Annotated in this window: 18 protein-coding genes; 1 reads left to right on the forward strand and 17 read right to left on the reverse strand. The window is 72.3% G+C overall.

The window, feature by feature from the left end:
* Window positions 1–514: transglutaminase-like domain-containing protein (locus tag JCO01S_RS11765; protein WP_169796949.1), on the forward strand; the 514-nt coding region annotated here is incomplete at its 5' end.
* Window positions 515–573: 59 nt separating this feature from the next.
* Here JCO01S_RS11765 and purB read toward each other — a convergent pair.
* The 17 genes from purB to JCO01S_RS11850 form a co-directional block, all read right to left on the reverse strand.
* Complete coding sequence (gene purB / locus JCO01S_RS11770) at window positions 574–1983, reverse strand: adenylosuccinate lyase (RefSeq protein WP_068255804.1); 1410 nt, start codon at window positions 1981–1983, stop codon at window positions 574–576.
* A gap of 74 nt (window positions 1984–2057) precedes the next feature.
* Entirely contained in the window at window positions 2058–4196 is a 2139-nt protein-coding gene (locus tag JCO01S_RS11775) for an MMPL family transporter (RefSeq protein WP_084342871.1), read from the reverse strand.
* A gap of 40 nt (window positions 4197–4236) precedes the next feature.
* Window positions 4237–4737 carry a low molecular weight protein-tyrosine-phosphatase gene (locus JCO01S_RS11780; protein WP_068255805.1) on the reverse strand — a complete coding sequence of 167 codons (501 nt, stop codon included), beginning with the start codon at window positions 4735–4737 and terminating at the stop codon, window positions 4237–4239.
* Between the two features lie 48 nt (window positions 4738–4785).
* Window positions 4786–5823: a 2-dehydropantoate 2-reductase gene (locus JCO01S_RS11785; protein WP_084342875.1), complete on the reverse strand. Its 1038-nt coding sequence runs from the start codon at window positions 5821–5823 to the stop codon at window positions 4786–4788.
* Between the two features lie 103 nt (window positions 5824–5926).
* The gene (locus tag JCO01S_RS11790; protein WP_068255744.1) at window positions 5927–8236 is read right to left on the reverse strand and encodes an MMPL family transporter; all 2310 of its coding nucleotides are present in this window, start codon (window positions 8234–8236) and stop codon (window positions 5927–5929) included.
* Between the two features lie 66 nt (window positions 8237–8302).
* Entirely contained in the window at window positions 8303–8902 is a 600-nt protein-coding gene (locus JCO01S_RS11795; protein WP_169796950.1) for a TetR/AcrR family transcriptional regulator, read from the reverse strand.
* 77 nt (window positions 8903–8979) lie between these two features.
* Window positions 8980–9249, reverse strand: coding sequence for a biotin synthase auxiliary protein BsaP (gene bsaP / locus JCO01S_RS11800; RefSeq protein WP_157074594.1), 270 nt, complete (start codon window positions 9247–9249; stop codon window positions 8980–8982).
* Between the two features lie 95 nt (window positions 9250–9344).
* A complete protein-coding gene (locus tag JCO01S_RS11805; RefSeq protein WP_068255750.1) occupies window positions 9345–9740 on the reverse strand; it encodes a hypothetical protein in 396 nt (131 codons plus the stop codon).
* Window positions 9733–10461, reverse strand: a complete 729-nt coding sequence (locus JCO01S_RS11810) for an AIM24 family protein (protein WP_068255753.1) — start codon at window positions 10459–10461, stop codon at window positions 9733–9735. Before JCO01S_RS11810 ends, JCO01S_RS11805 begins: the two co-directional genes overlap by 8 nt.
* A gap of 119 nt (window positions 10462–10580) precedes the next feature.
* Window positions 10581–11426, reverse strand: coding sequence for a M56 family metallopeptidase (locus tag JCO01S_RS11815; protein ID WP_068255759.1), 846 nt, complete (start codon window positions 11424–11426; stop codon window positions 10581–10583).
* Window positions 11423–11848, reverse strand: a complete 426-nt coding sequence (locus tag JCO01S_RS11820) for a BlaI/MecI/CopY family transcriptional regulator (protein WP_068255761.1) — start codon at window positions 11846–11848, stop codon at window positions 11423–11425. Before JCO01S_RS11820 ends, JCO01S_RS11815 begins: the two co-directional genes overlap by 4 nt.
* Window positions 11823–13466, reverse strand: coding sequence for a thiol reductant ABC exporter subunit CydC (cydC, locus tag JCO01S_RS11825; RefSeq protein ID WP_068255764.1), 1644 nt, complete (start codon window positions 13464–13466; stop codon window positions 11823–11825). Before cydC ends, JCO01S_RS11820 begins: the two co-directional genes overlap by 26 nt.
* Entirely contained in the window at window positions 13463–15061 is a 1599-nt protein-coding gene (cydD, locus tag JCO01S_RS11830; RefSeq protein WP_068255767.1) for a thiol reductant ABC exporter subunit CydD, read from the reverse strand. The genes cydC and cydD overlap by 4 nt, the downstream gene beginning before the upstream one ends.
* The gene (gene cydB / locus JCO01S_RS11835) at window positions 15058–16107 is read right to left on the reverse strand and encodes a cytochrome d ubiquinol oxidase subunit II (protein WP_068255770.1); all 1050 of its coding nucleotides are present in this window, start codon (window positions 16105–16107) and stop codon (window positions 15058–15060) included. The genes cydD and cydB overlap by 4 nt, the downstream gene beginning before the upstream one ends.
* Before the next feature lie 14 nt (window positions 16108–16121).
* A complete protein-coding gene (locus tag JCO01S_RS11840; RefSeq protein ID WP_068255774.1) occupies window positions 16122–17561 on the reverse strand; it encodes a cytochrome ubiquinol oxidase subunit I in 1440 nt (479 codons plus the stop codon).
* 158 nt (window positions 17562–17719) lie between these two features.
* Entirely contained in the window at window positions 17720–18994 is a 1275-nt protein-coding gene (locus JCO01S_RS11845; protein ID WP_068255778.1) for an MFS transporter, read from the reverse strand.
* Window positions 18995–19151: 157 nt separating this feature from the next.
* Window positions 19152–20873 carry a substrate-binding and VWA domain-containing protein gene (locus tag JCO01S_RS11850; RefSeq protein WP_169796951.1) on the reverse strand — a complete coding sequence of 574 codons (1722 nt, stop codon included), beginning with the start codon at window positions 20871–20873 and terminating at the stop codon, window positions 19152–19154.
* Window positions 20874–20883: the final 10 nt, after the last annotated feature.

Below are 20883 nucleotides of genomic sequence, written 5' to 3' on the forward strand. Positions count from 1 at the left end.
GAGCCGCTACTGCGAGTCCGACCGGCTGGCGCCGATGGCGGCGCAGCTCTTCCCGGGGGTCTTCGGAGCGGAGCGGGTGCGGGTGGTCACGGAATGGGTCCACGCGCACATGGCCTACATCTCCGGGGCCAGCCGGGGGACGGACGGCGCGGTCGACTCGATCCTGCAGGCATCCGGGGTGTGCCGGGACTTCGCGCACGTCGTCATCGCCCTGCTGCGGGCCCTGGGTACCCCGGCCCGGCTGGTGTCGGTGTACGCGCCCGGTCTGGAGCCGATGGACTTCCACGCGGTCGCCGAGGCCTGGGTCGACGGGGCCTGGCACATCGTCGACGCGACCCGGCTCGCGCCACGGGAGTCGATGGTGCGGATCGCGACCGGCCGTGACGCCGCGGACACCGCCTTCCTCACCACGCGGGGTGGGCGCACGACCTTCAACCGGCAGGTCGTCACCGCGGAACTGGTCGCGGGGGAGCTGCCCGCGGAGGACCCGGCCGGGCTCGTCCGACTGTCCTGATTCCCGCCCACGCCGGGCACGGGGCACCCGGAGAATCGAAGGGCGGGTGGGACTCCCCGTCAGCGGAGGTGGTCGGGCAGCGTCGGCGCCAGGCCGACGTACGTGCTCGGGGTGAGTGCGGCGAGGCGCTCCTCCGCGTCCTCGGGCAGCCCCAGCCCGCGGACGAACTCCACGAGCTCGGGCTGCCCGATCCGCTGGCCGCGGGTCAGCTCCTTGAGCCGCTCGTAGGGCTCCTCCATGCCCGGGACCCCCTGTGCGCCGAGGGCCCGCATCACCGACTGGATCGGCTCGCCGAGCACCTCCCAGTTCGCGTCGAGGTCGGCCGCCATCGCCTCGGGAGCCGCGTCCAGCCCGGCCAGCCCGCGGCTGGCGTTGTCGATCGCGAGCAGTGAGTGCCCGAGGGCGGTGCCGATGTTGCGCTGCATCGAGGAGTCGGTGAGGTCGCGCTGCAGCCGCGACTGCACGAGCGTGCCGGCGAGCACGTCGAGCAGCGCATTGCTCACCTCGAGGTTGGCCTCGGCGTTCTCGAAACGGATCGGGTTGACCTTGTGGGGCATCGTGCTCGAGCCGACCGTGCCCTGCCCGCGCACCTGCGCGAAGTAACCCAGGGAGATGTAGCTCCAGACATCGGTGCACAGGTTGTGCAGCACCCGGTTGAACCGCGCGATGTCGGCGTAGATCTCCGCCTGCCAGTCGTGGGACTCGATCTGGGTGGTGAGCGGGTTCCACGTCAGGCCGAGGTGCTCGACGAAGTCCCGCGAGATCGCCTGCCAGTCGGCGCCCGGGACGGCCGCCAGGTGGGCGCCGTAGGTACCGGTGGCGCCGTTGATCTTGCCGAGGTACTCGTCGGAGCCGACCCGGCGGAGCTGTCGCAGCAGGCGGTGGGCGAGGACCGCCAGCTCCTTGCCCATCGTCGTCGGCGTCGCCGGCTGGCCGTGGGTGTGCGCCAGCAGCGGCACCTCGCGCAGCTCGTCGGCCATCGCCGCGACGGTCTTGGCGAGCGCGTCGGCCCGGGGGAGCCACACCTGCTCGACCGCACCCTGGACCATGAGCGCGTACGCGAGGTTGTTGATGTCCTCGCTCGTGCAGCAGAAGTGGATCAGCTCCGCGAGCCCGGCGTCCTCGGGCGCGGGCGCGATGTCGCGCAGCCGCTGCTTGAGGTAGTACTCGACCGCCTTGACGTCGTGCTGCGTGACCTTCTCGGTGGCGGCCATCTCCGCGATGTCCTCCGGACCGAAGTTCTCGACGACCGAGCGCAGCCGGGCCTGCTCGTCGGCCGTGAGCGCCCGCACGCCGGGCACGACCTGCCGGGTCGTCAGGTGGATGAGCCACTCGACCTCGACGTGCACCCGCATCCGGTTCAGTGCCGGCTCGCTCAGGTGGTCGATGAGCGGCGCGACGGCCGGTCGGTAGCGCCCGTCGAGCGGGCCGAGGGCGATCTGCGGGGTGGCATCGGCAAGGCTCTGCATGCGCACATCTTCCCAGAGGCGAAGGGGGCCTGCCGCGCGGTCCTCCGTCCCGCCCCGGGCCGGCTCCCGGCTCGCTACCGGGGCGCGCGGTGCCGCCCGGCCGCTCTGGGTGGTGGGGCGTCACCGGTCATGGACGCCGTCCACGGCCACCAGATCCGGTTCCCGGCGTCCGCGACGATCGCCGGCACGAGGATCGAGCGGGTGACGATCGTGTCCAGCAGGACTCCGAAGGCGACGACGAAGGCGATCTGGGCGAGGAAGAGCAGCGGGATCACCCACAGTGCCGAGAAGGTCGCTGCGAGCACGACGCCGGCACTGGTGATCACGCCACCGGTCACCGCGACGGCGCGGGGGATCCCGCGACGGGTACCCACTGCGGTCGCCTCCTCACGGGCACGGGTCATGAGGAAGATCGAGTAGTCGACAGCGAGCGCGACGAGGAAGACGAAGGCCAGCACCGGCGTCGAGGGGTCTGCCCCCGGGTAGCCCAGGACGTGGTTGAAGACCACCGCGGCGATCCCGAGCGTCGCGGCGAAGCTGAGCACGTTGACCGTGACGAGCATCAGCGCGGCCGCGACCGAGCGCAGGAGGACGAGGAGGATGAGCGTGACGACGAGCAGGATGGCCGGGATGACGACGACGTAGTCGCGCTGGCTCGCGTCGTCGGTGTCGACGGTCGTGGCGCTCGCCCCACCGACGATCGCCTCGGGACCGATGGAGTCGAGCTGCTCCCGCAGCTCGCGCACCACATCGAGGGCCTGGTCCGACTCGGAGCCGACGGTCAGCGGCGCGCTCAGCAGGACGTCACCGGAGTCCTCCCTCGAAGGCGTCTCCTCGACCCGGTCGGCCACCTGCGGGTGGTCGGTCAGCACTCCCTTCGCCTCGTCCGCGGCGGACTCCGGGACGATCACCCGGACCGGTTGCTGGTCACCGCCGTCGAAGTGCTCGTCGATGACCTCCTGCCCCCGCACCGACTCGACGTCCGTGGTGAAGAACTGCGCCTGCGTGATCCCCGAGGCGTTGAAGGTCGTGGCGGCGCCCGCGGCGACGAGCATGAGCGCGGCGGTGATGATCCACGTCGGGCGCGGGCGGCGGGTGACCCGGTCGGCGACACCCGACCACAGGCGGTGCCGGGGCTCCTCCCCGAGTCGGGGCACGGAGGGCCAGAAGGCGACCCGACCCAGGAGTGCCAGGGCCGCCGGCAGGAGGGTCAGGGCCGCGACCATCGCCCCGGTGATGCCGAGGGCGCCGATCGGGCCGAGCCCGGAGATGTTGCCCAGGTCGGAGAGGAGCAGGCACAGCAGGCCGGCGATGACCGTCAGCCCGCTGGCGGCCACCGGGCCCAGGGTTTGCCGCCAGGCCACGCGCAGCGCGGGGACCGGGTCCGCCCGGTGCAGCTCCTCGCGGTAGCGCGCGACGAGCAGCAGCGAGTAGTCGGTCGCCGCGCCGACGACGAGGATGAAGAGGATGCCCTGGCTCTGCCCGGAGAGCTGGATCCAGCCGGCATCGGCCATCGGGTAGATCAGCAGCGCCGCGAGGGCGAGGCCGAAGACGCTGGTCGTGAGGACGACGAAGGGCAGGATCGGGCTGCGGTAGACGACCACGAGGATGACGAGCACGACGACGAGCGCGACGAGGAGCAGGATCCCGTCGATGCCGGCGAAGGCCTCCCCCAGGTCGGCGGAGAACCCGGCCGGCCCGGTGACCGAGACCTGGCCGGCCACGTCCGGGGCCAGCCCGCCCCGCAACGCGTCGACGACCGACGTCGAGACCCCTGTGCCGTCGACGGTCTTCTCCGCCTTCGCGGCGTCGAGGGTCAGCGGGACGAGTGCTGCCTTTCCGTCCTCTGCGGGGATGACCGGGACCTTCGACTCGGCCAGGTAGTCCTCGAGCGTGCCCGGCACGCCCTCGACGTGCTGCTGTGGCAGCCGCTTCGCCCACCCCTGCAGCCCACCGAGGGCAGACCGGTCGATCCCGTCCTCGTCCTCGACGACGAGCAGGAGCGGGAGGGTCGTGTCGGCGCCGAACTCGCCGAGACGGTCCGCCACCCGGGTCGACTCCGCGTCGTCGGGCAGGAAGGAGGCTTGGTCGTTGTTCTGGACGCTGCTCAGCTGCCCGACGAGCGGGCCGCCGATCCCGGCGACCGCCAGCCACAGCAGGACGAGCACCCCGGCCACGATGCGTGCACGGCGTCGGGGCGAAGGGGTACCCATGGCCCGAGGCTACGTGACGGGAAACGCTCCTCAGGGTGCGTCAGTGCGCCAGCTGCCGCCGCACGAAGTCCACGATCCCGTCGGCCGCCGCGTCCACCTCGGCGTAGGTCTGGTCGAAGGAGCTCTCGTCCCCGTACCAGGGGTCGTCGATGGAGAGGGCGTCCCCCTTCGGTCCGGAGGGGTCGAAGGCGCGGATCATCCGGATCTTGTCCTTGTCCGCATCGGTCGTGGCGAGCCGCCGCAGCACGGACCAGTGGCCGTGGTCGGCGGCGAGCACGAGGTCGATGTCGGGGAACCAGCGCTTGTCGAAGACCCGGGCGTGGTGGCCTGAGTAGTCGCCGGTGTGCCCGTGGCGGGCGAGGACGTCCAGGGTGCGGGGGTCGGGCGGGTTGCCCTCCTCCCAGGCGGTGGTCCCCGCGGAGTCGACGCTGACCCGGTCGGCGAGGCCGGCGGCCCGGAAGCGTTCGCGCAGCACGAATTCGGCGATCGGTGACCGGCAGATGTTGCCGGTGCACACCACGGTGATCCGGTAGTCACTCATGACCCCCATGGTCTCCCACGGGGCTGGGTGGGTGCTGCGAGGGGCCCGTCAGACCCCGACGGCCTGGCGCAGCCGGCCCCCTGGCCAGCGGGTCCGCTCCCGCCCCCGGGTCTCCGCCTCGCGGACGAGGTCGACGACGCGCCCGCACACGGGGGTGGGCACGCCGTGCGCGCGTCCGAGTGCGGCGACCGTGCCCTGGAACTCCCGGATCTCGGTGGGGCGGCCCGCGTCCAGGTCCTCGGCCATCGAGGAGCGCGCCTCCGGCGATACCTGCAGCGTGGAGCGGGAGAGGGCGGCGAAGACGGGGGTGGGGGAGCGCAGCAGCGCCGGGACCAGTGCCGGCGGTAGCGGCGAGGTGCGGGCCGGCTGCGTGCCCAGTCGTCGGGCGACGGCCAGCGTTTCCTCCTGGCAGCCGGCGAGCACCATCCGGGCGTCCCGGTCCCGCAGCTGCTGGGCCAGCGGGAGTCCGGTGAGGCCGTTGACGGCGTTGTTGAGGTTCAGCAGCAACTTGCCCCAGAGGACGGGGCGCATGTCCGGCTCGAGGTCCACCCGGATCCCGCTGCCCTGCGCGGCCCGGACGAAGGGGTCGATCCTCGGGTGGTCCTTGACCCGTACCCGTCCGCTCACCGTCTGCAACCAGCTGGTGGCCTCGGGCGCCACGACGTTGAAGGGGACCATCCCCGCGAGGACCAGCGGGCGGGAGGCCCGGCTCGGGAACGTGGGGGCGAGGGCCTCGTCGATGAGGTCGGCGTTGGCGATGCCGTTCTGGAAGGAGACGATGATCGAGTCCTGGTCCAGGTGCGGCGCGGCCCCGGCGATCGCGGCGGTCGTGCCGAGCGTCTTGGTGGTGAGCAGCACGTAGTCCGAGCCCCGGACGGCGCTGGCGTCGGTGGCGAGGGTGAGGGTCTCCGGTCGGACGGTGCGCGAGCGCCCCCGCAGGTCGGTCACGGTCAGGCCGTCCCGCGCGATGGCGGAGATCCGGGCCTCGCGCCCGATGAGGGTGACGTCGGCCGCAGCAGCCAGCCAGCCCCCGAGGTAGCAGCCGATGTTGCCGGCCCCGAGGATCGCCACGCGTGTCCGACGCATCCGGTGCTCCCTGTCCTGCGGGCCCACCCCCATGGTCGCCCTCCCTGGTCGTGATCCTAGTCGGTGCTGCTCCCGTGGCCCGGCCGGGCCGACCCCCTTCGGCTCACGGGACCGGGCTCGGCTCCGGCTCGGCGCTCGCGGCCACCTCCTCGTTGGCACGTCGGGTGAGCGCCTCACCCTCGACGTCGACATTCGGCAGCAGCCGGTCCAGCCAGCGGGGCATCCGCCAGGCACGGTCGCCGAGGAGGAACATCAGCGCCGGGATGAGGACCATCCGCACGACGAAGGCGTCGAGCAGGACGGCGGTCGCCAGCGCGAAGCCCATCGACTTGATGAGGTTGTCCGGCTGCAGGATGAAGGCCGAGAAGACGGAGATCATGATCGCCGCCGCGGCGGCGACGACCCGGGCCCCGTGCCGGAACCCGTCGATCACCGCTTCCGGGGCGGTGGCGCCGTGCACGTAGCTCTCGCGCATCCGGGTGACGAGGAAGACCTGGTAGTCCATCGCCAGCCCGAAGACGATCCCGATCATCAGGATCGGCAGGAAGCTGACGAGCGGCGCTCCCTCGACGAGCCCCAGCGCGCCCTCCTGGAAGAAGAGCACCGTCGCCCCGAGGGTGGCCACCGTCGAGAGGACGAAGCCGAGCGTCGCGGTGAGCGGCACGAGCACCGAGCGGAAGACGAGCATCAGCAGCAGGAAGGCGAGGCCGACGACCACGGCGAGATACGGCGCGAGCGCCTGCTGCAGCTTCTCGGAGACGTCCACCTGGATCGCGTTGAGGCCGGTGACGCCGATCGTGGCGCCGGTGAGGCGCTCCTGCCGGTCCATGTGGTCGCGGACGGTGTGCAGCAGCTCCTCGGTGGCCTGGTCGCTCGGCCCCGTGCTCGGGGTGACGAGCACGCGTGCCCCGGTGCCCTCGTCGTTGGTGCCGACGACCTGGGCGTTGGCGACCCCGTCCAGCGAGGACAGGTCCCGGACCGTCTCCTGGTAGAGCTGCGCGGCCTTGCGCGCGCCCAGGTCGCGGGCGTCGACGACCACGACCATCCGGGCCTCCTGGCCCGGGCCGAAGCCGTCCCGGATCAGCGCTGCGGCGCGGCCCTGGTCGCTGTCCGCGGCCGCGGTGGAGTCGCTCGGCAGGGCGAGGTGCAGGTCCTTGGCCGGCACGGCGAGCCCGCCGAGGGCGAGGACCACGACGATCACGGCGACCACCGGGTGCCGGCCGACGGCGCGGGCCCAGCGGGTGCCGCCGTTGACGACGTCCTCGCCCTCGTCGACGACCTTGTCCTGGCGGACCTGACCCGCGAATGCGCGCCGTCCCAGCATGCCGAGCACCGCCGGCAGCAGCGTGAGCGCGACGAGCACGGCCACGAGGACGGTCGCTGCGGCGGCCAGGCCCATCGCGGTGAGGAAGGGGATCTGCACGACGGCCAGCGCGACGAGCGCGATGATGACGGTCATGCCGGCGAAGACGACGGCGGACCCGGCGCGACCGACGGCCAGCCCCATCGCGTGCCCCCGGTCCTCGGTGTGCCGCAGCTCGGTGCGGTACCGGGAGAGGATGAAGAGGGCGTAGTCGATGCCGACGGCCAGGCCGAGCATCGTGGCCAGGATCGGGGTGGTGGTCCCGAGGTCGACGAAGGCGGTCGCGGCCGTGACGCCGAGGGTGCCGATGCCGACCCCGACGAGGGCGGTGAGGATCGGCAGCCCGGCGGCCACGAGCGAGCCGAAGGTCAGGACGAGCACGAGCAGGGCCACGGCGACGCCGATGAGCTCGCTCTTCACACCCATGTCGGGCATGCCCTGCATCCCGCTGCCGGTGACCTCGACGGTCAGGCCGGAGTCGCGGGCGTCCTGGACGACGTCGTGCACCGCCTCCTGGGTGGCCGGCTCCACGTCGGTGACGGTGTCGGCGTCGAAGGTCCACTCGATCATCCCGATCCGGCCGTCGTCGCTGAGTGGGGAGACCGCTGCGGCGTTGTCCTTCGCGACCGGCTCCGGCATCCCCTGCGCCTGGGCGGCCTTCTGATACTGCTGCTGGACCCCCTTCGCCGCGATCACGGGGCCCACGAACTGCTTGGGGTTGCCCGCCTGCGGCACGTCGCGCAGGTCGGTGACCAGCTTCTCGACCTTCTGCATGTTCTGCGGGTCGGAGAGCTTCTCACCCTTCGGCGCGGAGACGACGACGGTGCCGGTCGCCTGGTCCATCGGGTCCGGTGAGTTCGGGAAGAGCTCCTGCTGCAGGTCCTGGGCCTGCTCGGAGGGGATCCCGGGGATCGTGAACTGGTCGCTCATCGGCTTGGCGATCGTGCTCGCGGCCGTGCCGATGCCGATGAGGACGATGAGCCAGCCGATGAGGAAGGCCGGCCACCGGCGGTGGGCCAGCCGGCCGAGCCGGTAGAGGGCGTGTGCCATGGGGTGCCTTTCGGGCGTGTGCGGGTGGTGGCCACGTCGTCGGGGCCGGGATGGACGAAGGGGGAGTCACCCGCCGGGCGTGAGCAGCTCCCGGGCGATCTCGAGGTTGTCGTGGACCTGCTCTGCCAGGTCGGTCTCCTGCCCCGCGGTCGAGGGGTTCTCGATGAGGTCGTGGACCGTGGTCTGGACGACGGCGCCGGCGAGGGCCAGAGCGATTCGCGCACGGGCGTCGTCGACGCCTCGTCGCTCGGAGAGGTGTCCGATGAGCTGGGTGACGAGCTCCTCGACGTGCTCCTGGACCCGCATGAGCAGCTCCGGGTTGCGCTGGCAGACGTCCTTCATCCGCTGCCAGTCCGCGACGGTCGGGGCGCTCCCACCGAGGGACTCGACGATCGTCGTGACGAGGTCCTCGACGAGGTCGCCGGTGGGCCCGCCGGAGCGCAGCACGGCCACGTGCTCCTCGTCGAGGTGGGGCAGGGCGCCGAGGACGGCCTCCTCCTTGGAGGAGACGTGGTTGAAGAGCGTCCGGCGCGAGCACCCCACCGCCTCGGCGAGGTCCTCGATCGTGAAGCCGGAGTAGCCGTGGCGCACCGCGAGGTCCTGTGCGGTGGTCACGATCGACGCGCGGCGCCGGCGCGCGTGGTCGGTGATTGCACTTTGGGTCACGGAGTGCAGTTTTGCACTTCTGTCCAGACCGTGCAAATTTGTGCCGGGGGGGGCGGAGGCCGCCTCCGTCGGTGGCGCTAGGCGCTCAGCTCACCGGAGGACTCGCCGTGCTTCTTGCAGACGGCGCTCCAGCGGCTCCCCTCCGTGGTCACGCGCAGCTCGCGACGGCAGCTGCTGCAGTGGCGCGGGGGCTCGTGCTCGAGGTTCGCGCGACAGGTGACGTGGCTGCCCTTGGTGAGGGAGTCGCCGCACCAGGTGCAGTAGGTGACGGTGACCACCGGGGGGATGGCACCGAGGGTGTCGGAGTCGGTGGGGGCCGGGTCACCGGCGGTCGGGAAGTCGCTCATGCGATCGCGGTGGCGTCAGGGGTCACGACATAGGTCATGGGACCCGATTGTGACCCATGACGCTCCCCGTCGTTCAGCGCGGGCCCTCGAAAGAGTCAGCGGGAGTCGTCGTACAGGGAGTTCGGATAGGTCACCGTCGTGCCCTCGGCGTCGCTCACCCTCACCCCGTCCGGCTCGAAGGCGACCGTGATCTCCTTGCCGCGGAAGGGCCACGGCTGCGCGTCGTACCGGTCGGGGGAGCCCCCGCGGTAGAGCTCCAGCCGGTGGCGGTCGTCGACGACCAGGTTGTGGTCATCGCGCTCGCGGACGCACCGCTGCACCGGGCCGCTGGGGCTCTCGTAGCTGCGCGTCCCCTCGCACCAGTGCCGCGTCTGCCCACCGACGAGCAGCGTCTCGAGTACGGAGGTCGCGGTGAGGGCGAGGAGCACGGCGAGCGCGCCCGCGACCAGGCAGCCGACGGCCAGCAGCAGGCTGCGCGGGCGGTCAGCCACCGAGCAGGTCCCCCAGTCCCCCGCCTCCCCGGCCGGACTGGCTCTGGTGGGACCCGTCGGTGACGTTCTCGGCGGGCTGGACCAGGACGTACCCCTGCCCGCTGAAGGCCATCTGGAAGGTCTCCCCGGTCCCTCCGCGCACCATCGACTTCAGCCCACCCGTGTCGACCTTGATGTCCATGCGCACCCCGCCGGTCCACATCACCACGGCCTGCGCGTCGCCGAAGGTGGGCGCGCTCGCGACGTCGAGGGCGACGGGCTCCCCCTTCGTCGTGATGGCGACGTACCCGGTGCCCCGGAGGGTGACGTTGTAGAGCCCCCCGGTCATCGCGGCGCCGCGGGCCTGGATCCGGTTGATGTCCCAGTCGATCGAGGCGGAGAAGGCGAGGACGCTGTTGCCGTTGACCGAGACCATGTCGTCCTTGAGGTACATGATCTGGATGTCGTCGGCCTCGGAGCCGAGGAACATCTCGCCCTGCCCGGTGCAGGTCATCATGCTCACGCCCTCACCGGTGGCGGCCTGCTTGAGGAACTTGCCGATGCCCCCGGAGCCCTTGTTCTCGAAGCGGACATCGCCCTGGTAGGCGACCATCGAGCCGAGCTTGGCCATGACGGGGCCGTGGCCCATCTGCACCTTGAGGAGCTTCTTGTTCTGCAACGAGAACTGGTCGGAGGTCGTGGCCTCCTCGAAGTCGGTGAACAGCGATCCGTGGATGGGCATGGTCTCCCCCTCGTCGGTGTGGCGCCTCGGGCGGGGCCACCTGGACCGTAACAGTAGATGATCCGCCCCCTGGTGCACATGGGTAGGAGTGACCAGGTGCCTCACGGGAGCGAAGGGGGTCAGCCGGCCACCGAGAGCGCGAGCACCGGCGGGAGGAGCAGCGCCGCCAGCCAGGCGAGGTGGAGCACGAGGGTCTGCCACGGGGCCGGGTCGTCGGTCGCGAGGAGGCGCAGCCGGGTGGCCGCGGATCCGGCGCCGGCCGAGGCGCCGGGCGTGAGGGCGTGGGCGGCCTCGGCGAGCGAGAGGATGGCCCGCCCGAGCGAGACCTCGCCGACCTGCTCGCGGGCCGCCCGGTCGGCCAGCACCTCGACGAGCAGGGCGACCTCCTCGAGCGCGGGCCCGGCCCGGACCACCCGCGGGGCGGCGGTGTGCAGCACGGTGAAGAACTCCAGCACGAGGTCGTGGCGCTCCCGCAGGTGCGCCTCCTCGTGGGCGACCACGGCCGCGAGCTGGTCGTCCGGGAGCGCCGTGAGCGTGGCCTCGGTGAGCACGAGGCGGGAGCCCGCGCCGGGTACGCAGTAGGCCGAGACGGTCGGTGAGGGCAGCACCCGGGTGTGGGCGCCCTCGTGCCGGCCGACGACGTCGACGAGGGTGCGGTGCTCGTCGCGCGCCGCCCGGATCCGCGTCCCCACCTGGTGCCCGTTGAGCAGCAGGTGGACGAGCACGCCAGCCGAGGCGAGGGTGGCGAGCGCGATGACGAGCACCTCCGGGACCGCGGGCAGCTGGCGCGGCCGCAGCCAGGCGACCGGGCCGGCGGTCAGCAGGCAGAGGACCGCCGACAGCGAGAGCGACTGCCACAGCAGGAGCGCGGCGCGGGGGCTGCGTCGCAACCGCTCGATGCGCACGAGGAGGTGCGGAGCGGTGATGAGTGCCGCCGCGCAGAGCAGCAGCAGTGCGGCGATCACCCGAGCGGGTCCGCCCCGCCCGCCGTCCGGCGCCGGGGGCGGTCCCCCTTCGCCTCGACCTCGGCCATCGCCTCGCGGACGGCGGCAAGGTCGTCGGGACTCGCCTCGGACAGGAAGTGCAGGATCGCCGCCTGCCGGTCCTCGCTGCTCAGGTCGTGCAGCGGGCTGCGCATGGCCTGCACGGTGAGTGTCTCGCGGGTCGCGGCGGCGCGGTAGCGCCAGGCCCGGCCGTCACGCTCACGGGTGGTCATCCCCTTCGTCACGAGGCGTGAGAGCACCGTCATCACGGTCGTGTAGGCGAGGTCGCGACCGGTGAGGCCGTCGAGGACCTGCCGGACGGTCAGCCCGGGCCCGGGGTCGTGGGACCACAGGACGTCCATGACCGCCCGCTCGAGGTCACCCAGCGACGCGCTCTTCGGCATGGCTGCCGGCTCCTTCCGTCCGCATCCCCACGACACGGTCCACCCGGTGCAGGCCGATGCCGTCGTGGGTCACCATGATCACCGACCGCCCGCCGGCGTGCGTCAGCAGGTCCGCGACGACCGACTCGGCGGTCGGGTGGTCCAGGTGGGCGACCGGCTCGTCGAGGAGGATGATCGGCCGACCGCTCGCCACCGCCCGGGCGATCGAGAGGCGGGCGCGCTCGCCGCCGGAGACACCCCGCCCCGTGCCCCCGATCCGGGTCCCGAGGCCGTCGGGCAGTCCCGCCAGCCACGTGCCGAGACCGGCCCGCCGGAGGGCGTCGACGAGCTCGGCGTCGTCGGCACCGGGGGCCGCCAGGGCGAGGTTGGCCCGGACGGTGCCGTTGAAGACGTGCGGCTCGTCGTCGACGACGGCGAAGAGCGCGCGCACCGACTCCACGTCGGAGCCCGTCGCGTCCTGCCCGTCGATCGTGTAGGTCCCGCCGGTGGGGTCGAGGTGGCGGGCGAGCACCGCGAGCAGGGTCGACTTGCCGCTCCCGTTGGGGCCGGTGACGGCGAGGCGCTCGCCGGGCTCGATGGTCAGGTCGAGCGGGCCGAGGTCGGTGCGGGTGGGCAGCCAACCGGCGGTGACGCCGGTCAGCTCCAGCCGGGGGACGGCCTGCCGGGGGCGAAGGGGGCCGGCCCCCGGCTGGTCGGCCACGGCCGGGTCCTGGTCGAGGAGGGCATCGAGGCGGCGCGCGCTGGCGCGGGCCCGGGCCAGCGCGCGGGTGGCGTCGGTGAGGACGCCGAGGGCCTCACCGGTCGCGACCGGCGCGAGCACGAGGATGGCCCGCACCGGTGCGCTCGTGTCGGACCCGGTGACGAGGGCGGCCGCCGCGAGCGTGGCGGCGCCGGTGATGACGAGCACCATCGCGGCGGAGAGGGACCGCCCGCTGGACTGCCGGGCGATGCACGTGCGCAGGTGCTCGTGTGCGTCGTGCAGCCAGCCGGTCGCCGTGGCGGTGCCGCCGATGCCGCGCAGCTCGTCGGAGTGCCCGGAGACGAGCTGGGCGACGCGGGCGACCTCGGCGCGCGCGGTGAGCACCTCGGTCTGGGACCGGGTCTCGAGGCGGTCGGCGAGCACGGCCACGAGGAGGGCTCCCAGGAGCATGCCGGCGAGGACGAGTCCGACGCGCGGGTCGACCGCCGCCGTGAGGGCGGCCGCGAGCACGCCCGCCACGAGCGCGCTGATCGCCGGGACGGTCACGCGCACCGAGGCCTCGACGACGTCGCTGAGGTCGTCGACGACACCGGTGAGCACGTCGGCGCGGCCGCGTGAGCCCAGCCGTGCGGGCGTGAGGGGGATGAGCGAGGCGTAGGTCCTCGTGCGCTCGCGTGCGAGGTCGCCGAGGGCCACGTCGTGACTGCGCAACCGCTCCCAGTGGCGGAAGACCGGCCGGGCCAGGCCGAAGGCGCGCACCGCGACGATCGCGGTGAGCAGGGTGAGGATCTGCGGGCGTTGGTCGGCGCGCACGATGAGCCAGCCGGAGGTGGTCGTCAGGGCGATCCCGGCGGCGGTGGCCACGCCACCGAGGAGTCCGGCGGCGAGGAGGCCGCGGCTGATGACGGGGGTGCTCACCTGGCCACCGCCGGGAGTCCGAGGTCGAGGTGCTGGTCGGCCCGGGCGAGGAGCTCGCCCTGGTGGCTGACCGCGATGACCGTGCGACCCCGGGCGAGGCGGGTGATGACGTCGCCGATCGTCGCCGCGGACTCGGGGTCCACGTGAGCGGTCGGCTCGTCGAGCAGCACGACCGGGGCCGGCGAGAGCAGCGCGCGGGCGAGCACGAGACGGGCGCGCTGTCCCGCGGAGAGCCCGAAGCCGTCGTCCCCGATCGGGCTGTCCAGGCCGTCGGGGAGGGCGGCGACGACGCCCTCGAGGCCGACCTCGCGCAGGACCCGCCAGATGTCGACCGACTCGGCAGGACCGCCGATCGTCAGGTTCGCCCGCAGGGTGCCGGCGCCGAGGAAGGGGCGCTGGGTCACGAGGTGCACCGCGGGTGTGCGGACCTCCCCGTCCTCGGGCGGACGGGAGCCGGCGACGACCTCGAGCAGCGTCGTCTTGCCGCACCCGGAGGGGCCGGTGACGACGGTCAGCCCGGGGCCGGCGACGAGGTCGACGCCCTCGAGAGTGGGTCGATCGGACCCGGGGTGGGTGTAGCGCAGGTCGCGGACGGTGACGCCGCCGGACCCCTCGGGGAGCGGAGCCTCGGGCGCGGGGGCCGGACCCGCCGCCCGGGTGGTCCCGGCGTCCAGCTCGGGGAGGATCTCCGCCAGGGCGGTGGCGCCCTCGGCGGCGGCGTGGAACTCGGTGCCGACCCGACGGATCGGCCAGTAGGCCTCCGGTGCGAGGAGGATCGCGGTGAGCCCGATCAGCAGGTCCATGGATCCGGTGCTCAGGCGCAGCCCGACGATGACGGCGACGATCGCCACGGAGATCGTCGCGAGCAGCTCCAGCGCGGAGGAGGACATGAAGGCCAGGCGCAGCGTGCGCATCGTCGCCCGACGGTGGTGCTGGCTCACCTCGTCGATGACGGCCACCTGGCGCTCGGCGCGGCCGTAGTTGACGAGGGTCGGCAGGCCGCGCACGACGTCGAGGAAGTGCCCGGACAGGTCGCGCAGCGCCCCCCACCGGCGCTCGGTGTCATCCTGGGTGCTCGCCCCGATGAGGGCCGCGAAGAGCGGCAGCAGTGGCACGGTGAGCACGACGACGAGCGCGCTCGGCCAGTCGACGACCAGGAGGCAGGCGATGGCCAGCGGCGGCACGACGGCCGCCGAGACGAGCGCCGGCAGGTAGCGGGCGACGTAGGGCTCGACGGTGCTCGTGCCCTGCGCCGCGAGGGTGAGCCGCCGGTCGTGGTCCGGAGCGTCGCCGGGGCGGGTCAGCCACGCGGCGAGGAGCTGCTCGCGCAACCGCGTGGCCACGAGGGCACCCGCGCGCGCCGCGAGGCCCTCCGAGAGAGCGCCGAGGAGTGCCCGGGCGAGGAAGAAGGCTCCGGTGACGACGGCCGGCGTGGTCGGGTCCTCGCCGCGGACGACGGTGACGACGAGCGCGGCGAGGGCGAAGGCCGTCCCGATGGTCGCGACGCCCTGCGCCACACCGATCGCGGCGAGGGTGGCCACGGGCCGGCGGGTGGCCGGGACCACGTGCAGGACGTGTGGGTCGAAGGGCTTCATGCCGACGGCGCCTCCGCCGGCTGCGGGATGTGCTCCGGGGAGAGCCGCCGCCGGAAGATCCAGTAGGACCACACCGTGTACCCGAGCATGATCGGCGTGAAGACCACGGCCGCCCAGGTCATGATCGTCAGCGTCATCGGCGAGCTCGCCGCGGCCTCGAGCGTGAGGTCCCGGCTCGACCCCCGCCCGTTGATGGCATTGGGGAAGAGGATGAGGAAGTAGCCGATGACGGTACCCGCGATCGTCGCGGAGGTGCCGGTGAAGGCGAGGGCCTCGGCCCCCTTCGCATTGGCCGCCACGGCGAGGAGCAGGGCGATCGCCGCGACCCCGAAGGCCACCCACGAGGCGGCGGTGCCGTGCTCCAGGCCGAGGGCGGTGAAGAGGATCACGGCGAGGACCGCGGAGGCCGTGCCCGCCCGGGTGGCCACGCCACGGGCGTCCTCGCGGATGCCGCCGTCGGTCTTCAGCGCGAGGAAGTGCGCGCCGTGCGCCAGGCAGAGGATCGTGAGGGTGACCCCGCCGAGGATCGCGACCGGGGTGAAGAGGCTGAGCAGCGAGCCGTCGAACTCGGTGTAGCGCGTCGTGCCCATCGTGTGCTCGCTCATCGGCAGGCCCGCGACGAGGTTGGTCAGTGCGACGCCGACGACGAAGGGGGCGATGACGGACCCGCCGATGATCGTCGCGTCCCAGCGGCGCACCCACGGCCGGTCGGTGCGCTTGTGGCGGTACTCCAGGCCCATGTTGCGCAGGATGAGGACGACGAGGAGGAGCAGCAGCGCGAGGTACATGCCCGAGAACATCGTCGCGTACCAGTGGGGGAAGGCCGCGAACATCGCCCCGCCGGCGGTGATCAGCCACACCTCGTTGCCGTCCCAGTGCGGGCCGATCGTCGTGAGCATGGCGCGTCGCCTGGTCTCGCCATCGGCGCCGTCGCCCCCATCGAGCACCGGCAGCAGCATGCCGACGCCGAAGTCGAAGCCCTCGAGCACGAGGTACCCGGTCCACAGGATGGCCAGCAGGACGAACCAGACGGTGATGAGATCCATGTGAGTGCTCCCGGTCAGTAGGTGAACTGCAGCGGTTGGTCGTCCTCGACGCGGCGCGGCGGCTCGAAGGGTTCCGCGCCACGGCGGATGTACTCGAGCAGCAGCTTGACCTCGACGACGGCCAGGCCGGCGTAGAGCACCGTGAAGACGGTCATCGAGGTCCACACGTCGGCCGCGCCCACCGACGGCGAGACGGCGGTGTGTGTCGCCATCTCCCCGAAGACGACCCACGGCTGGCGGCCGATCTCGGTGAAGATCCAGCCGAAGCTGTGGCCCAGGACGGTCGCGATCGGCGTGAGCACGATGATCGGCTGGACCCACCGCTGCATGGGCACGTGGTCCCGGCGGGTGGCCCACAGGGCCCAGGCCCCGACGGCCATGGCGATGAAGCCGGTGGCCATCATGAGCCGGAAGTTCCAGTAGGTCATCGCGATCGGCGGGACGTAGGTGTCGGCCGCGGTGAGCTCACCGTCGGCGTACGTGGACTGGTACTCCTGCTCGATGTCGGAGATGCCACGCACCTCGCCGTCCCAGGTGCCCGTGCCGAGGAAGGAGAGCAGGCAGGGCACCTCGATGACGTGCGTCGGGTCCTCGCCGCCGAGCCCGGCGACGGTCAGGACGGAGAAGGGGGCGCACTGCCCCTCGGGCGGGGTGTCGTACAGGGCCTCAGCGGCGGCCATCTTCATCGGCTGCACGTCGGTCATCACCTTGCCCTGGAGGTCGCCGCTGATCGCGACGCCGAGGCCGGCGACGAGGACGACGACGGCGCCCAGCCGGGTCGCGTGGCGGTACATCCGGCGGTCGGCGTCGGGGCCGCCCTTCGCCTTGCCCCGGCGCAGCTTGTGCAGGCCGACGGCCATGACGAGGGCGCCGCCGACGAGGTAGCAGGCGGTGATGACGTGGGGGAAGGCGACGAGCTGGACCGGGTTGGTCAGGACCGCGACGAAGTCGGTCATCTCGGCGCGGCCGGTCGCCTCGTTGATCTCGTAGCCGACCGGGTGCTGCATGAAGGAGTTCGCGGCGAGGATGAAGTACGCCGAGAGCACCGTGCCGATGTGCACGATCCACATCGTGGCCGCGTGCAGCCGCTCGGGGATACGACCCCAGCCGAAGATCCACAGGCCCAGGAAGGTCGACTCGAGGAAGAAGGCGAGCAGCGCCTCGAGGGCCAGCGGGGCGCCGAAGACGTCCCCGACGAAGCGGCTGTAGGTCGACCAGTTCATGCCGAACTGGAACTCCTGGACGATGCCCGTGACGAGCCCGAGCGCGAAGTTGATGGTGAAGAGCTTGCCGAGGAACTTCGCCATCCGCAGGTGTCCCTCGTCGCGCGTGCGGATCCAGCGGGAGTGGTACCAGGCGACGATCGCGGACAGGCCGATCGTGACCGGGACGAAGAAGAAGTGGTACACGGTGGTGATCGCGAACTGCCACCGCGCGAGGTCGAGGACGTCCATCAGGTCTCCTACGACGCCTAGTACGACATGACGTAGTAGACGCTACCCCTCCCCTCACCTCCGTACAAACTGCTGCAGGCAGCACTCCGCCACGACGTGCGGCTGACTCCCTTCGCCCGCGGAGCGAAGGGGGAGGAGCGTGGGCTGCCGGGGTCGGTTCAGGCGGCGCGCGGGACGCGGTACCGGACGAAGGCGGGAACCAGCCGGATGGCCAGCAGGGTGCCGAGGACCACGAGAGCCCCGCCACCGATCGTGGTCGTCACCGTGCCGAACGGAGCCGCCACGAGCCCGTGGAGGACGTCGGCCAGCCGCGGACCGCCGGCCACGACGACGATGAAGACGCCCTGCAGGCGGCCACGCATCGCGTCCGTGGCCGCGCTCTGCAGCATCGTCGAGCGGAAGGCCGCGGAGGCGGCATCTGCGGCCCCGCCGAGGGCGAAGAAGACGGCGGCAACCCACAGCCAGGGCAGGGCGGAGCCGCCCGCCAGGCCCACCGCGGCGCCGAAGCCGATGATCGCGGCGCCCCACACGACGATGGCCGCGGCCACCGCGCGGCCCTGCAGCTCGACCCGGGAGACCCATCCCGAGAAGACCCCACCGAGGAAGCTCCCGGCCGGCATCGCGGCGTAGAGCACCGCGAAGGCCAGGCCGCCACCCGCCGGACCGCCGAAGTTGACGTCGGCCATCTCGGGGATCAGCGCCCGGGGCATGCCGCAGACCATCGCGATGAGGTCGACGACGAAGGACATGAGCAGCACCGGCTGGGTGCCCAGGTAGACGAAGCCGTCGATGACCGAGCGCAGCCCGGGGGAGGAGCCCGCGACCGCCTCGACGGGCAGCGGGGGCAGGAGCAGCACCGCACGCAGCGTCGCGAAGAGGAAGATCGTGTCCACGAGGTAGAGCCAGGAGAAGCCGAGGACCGGGATGAGTGCGCCGCCGACGAGGGGCCCGGCGATCGCGCCACCGGTGAAGACGGTCATGTTCAGGGCGTTCGCGGCCGGGAGCAGCCGTGCGGGCATGATCCGTGGCAGGACTGCCGACCGGGTCGGCTGGTTGACCGCGAAGCAGGCCTGCTGCAGCGAGAAGATCCCGAGCAGCAGCCAGACGTTCTCGTTGCCCAGCGCCGCCTGCAGGCAGAGCAGGCCCGAGGTGATGATCAGGCCCGAGGTGGTGAGGGTGAGCAGGCGGCGACGGTCGAAGTGGTCGGCCAGCGAGCCGCCGTAGAGCCCGAACACGACGAGGGGCACGAGGCCGAAGAGCCCGGTGAGGCCGACGTACGCGCTGGACCCGGTGATCGCGTAGATCTGCGCCGGCACCGTGACGATCGTCAGCTGCGCACCGATGACCGTGATGATCTGCGCGTTGAAGAGTCGCCGGTACTCCGGCACCTGCAACGGGCGGGTGTCGGCCAGCAGGGCCCTGAGGCGAGGCACCGCGTCACCCTAGACCTCCGCCCCCTGCGGTGCGAGTCGGTCCCAGACTCGGGGTGCTCTGTTGCAGCCGGGGGGCCAGTACCGCCCGCGTCGACCAGGTGACGAGTAGCAAGTGGGCAGCGGGGCCGCGGGCGGCATTCCCGCCTCGGGACCGATGTCAGCGGGCGAGCAGCGCCTGGACGAAGACCCGCTGGATGTCGTCGGGGGTCTCGGCGATGTAGGACGTGCCGCCGGTCTCGTCGGAGATCTTCTGCAGCGCGTCGGGGTCCGCCTCGCCCATGCCGATGGTGACGACGCGCACGGGCTTCTTGGAGTCGTAGGCCTCGTCGAGCTTCTTCAGCAGCTGCTTGAGGCTCAGGCCGCCGGTCGGATCGTCGTTCTCGCCGTCGGTGAAGACCACGACCGAGTTGACGTAGTCGGGGTCGTAGTCCTCGGCCATCTTCTGGTAGCTGGCCCAGATCGAGTCGTAGAGACCGGTGTCGCCGCCGATGAGCTCCTCGGCGTCGGCGACGATGTCGGCCATCTCCTCCCGGTGGGTCTGCGATCCCTGCCGGGAGTCGAGGCGCGCCACCTTCGCGATGGACTCGTAGTCCTTCTTGCCGTCGCGCTCGGAGCTGAAGACCCACGCGCCGACCTGGCTGCCGTCGGGCAGGATCTTCAGGCCCTCCTCGAGGGAGCCCTGGGTGACGTCCCAGCGGCTCATGCCCGGTGTCGGGCTGTCCCACCGCATCGACCCGGAGACGTCGACGAGCGCGAGCATCCGCATGTCCGTGCGCAGCGTGTCCCACTGCTCCACGGCGTCGACCCGCTCGCTGCGGGAGAGCGGCTCCAGCTCCTCGAAGCCGTCCGCCTCCTGCCCGTCGATCGTCGGCCCCTCCTTGCCGTCGGAGGTGCGGAAGCCGGCCTTCGTCAGGGCCTGCCGGACCTCGAGCGAGCCGAGCTCGGTCCGCGCCGAGTCGACGGCGTCGCCGAGCTCACCCTCGAGCTCGGGGTTGGTGATCCACGGGTAGTCCAGGCTCAGCGTGCCCTTCTCGGGGACCACGGCGTGCAGCGGCGGGGCCTTCTCGTGCTTGCGGTTCCACTCGGCGACCTGCTGCTCGGAGGCGGGGAAGGGGTCGGTCGATCGCGGGTCGCCCTCGTAGTCGGCCAGCAGCTTCTCCACCGACGGGGCGGCGAAGCGGGAGAGGAAGATCAGGCGCTTGCCGGTCTCCAGGCCGATCTGGTCCGGCTCGCCGATGCGGCTGGCGTGGAAGGCCAGGCGGCTGGCGGTGTCGCCATCCGGATTGGCCATGCGAAGGGTGCCCTGCTCCCGCAGGAGGGTGCCCCAGGAGGAGACCTCGGAGGGCGCGTCCTTCGCCTCGGAGCCCACGGCGAGGGTCACCGGGGAGGTCGCGATGGAGTGCCCGGGGACCCAGGTGCCCTTCGTCTTGTCCTCGTCGAGGGCGTCGATCCAGGTGGAGCTGCTCGGGACCCACACATCGGGGGCGCGGCCCTCGTTGATGCTCTTGGCGGCCTGGGCGGAGTCGGTCGAGCTGACCTCGAAGTCGGCGCAGTCCTGCTTCTTCTCCACCTCCTGCAGCGCCGTGTCCAGCGCGTCGGAGATCTCCGGTGCGGCGGCGACCAGGATCGGGTCCTCGCCGCACGAGGACGCCTCGTCATCGTCGTCCCCGCCGAAGGCGAGGAAGGAACCGCCGAGGCACAGCAGCAGGACGAGCAGGATGGCGAGGAGGATGACCCACCAGGGCCACCCCCTTCGGTCGGATCCGTGCCGTCCACCCCGCGTGCGGGTCGTCGCCGCGCCGCCGGAGGAGGCCGCAGGGGTGTCCTCGTCCCACAGGTCGTGGCGCCGTCCCGGCCGGTCGGCTCCCTCGCCGCTCATCTGCTGCTCC

It is taken from the genome of Janibacter corallicola NBRC 107790, assembly GCF_001570965.1.
Taxonomy (GTDB): Bacteria; Actinomycetota; Actinomycetes; order Actinomycetales; family Dermatophilaceae; genus Janibacter; species Janibacter corallicola.

Coding starts and splice junctions, on each gene's coding strand:
- purB (WP_068255804.1), bottom strand. CDS start 1,983: ATGCAGAGCCTTGCCGATGCCACCCCGCAGATCGCCCTCGGCCCGCTC.
- bsaP (WP_157074594.1), bottom strand. CDS start 9,249: ATGAGCGACTTCCCGACCGCCGGTGACCCGGCCCCCACCGACTCCGAC.
- JCO01S_RS11790 (WP_068255744.1), bottom strand. CDS start 8,236: ATGGCACACGCCCTCTACCGGCTCGGCCGGCTGGCCCACCGCCGGTGG.
- JCO01S_RS11775 (WP_084342871.1), bottom strand. CDS start 4,196: ATGGGTACCCCTTCGCCCCGACGCCGTGCACGCATCGTGGCCGGGGTG.
- JCO01S_RS11840 (WP_068255774.1), bottom strand. CDS start 17,561: ATGGACGTCCTCGACCTCGCGCGGTGGCAGTTCGCGATCACCACCGTG.
- JCO01S_RS11820 (WP_068255761.1), bottom strand. CDS start 11,848: ATGCCGAAGAGCGCGTCGCTGGGTGACCTCGAGCGGGCGGTCATGGAC.
- JCO01S_RS11785 (WP_084342875.1), bottom strand. CDS start 5,823: ATGCGTCGGACACGCGTGGCGATCCTCGGGGCCGGCAACATCGGCTGC.
- JCO01S_RS11850 (WP_169796951.1), bottom strand. CDS start 20,873: ATGAGCGGCGAGGGAGCCGACCGGCCGGGACGGCGCCACGACCTGTGG.
- JCO01S_RS11810 (WP_068255753.1), bottom strand. CDS start 10,461: ATGCCCATCCACGGATCGCTGTTCACCGACTTCGAGGAGGCCACGACC.
- JCO01S_RS11780 (WP_068255805.1), bottom strand. CDS start 4,737: ATGAGTGACTACCGGATCACCGTGGTGTGCACCGGCAACATCTGCCGG.
- cydB (WP_068255770.1), bottom strand. CDS start 16,107: ATGGATCTCATCACCGTCTGGTTCGTCCTGCTGGCCATCCTGTGGACC.
- cydD (WP_068255767.1), bottom strand. CDS start 15,061: ATGAAGCCCTTCGACCCACACGTCCTGCACGTGGTCCCGGCCACCCGC.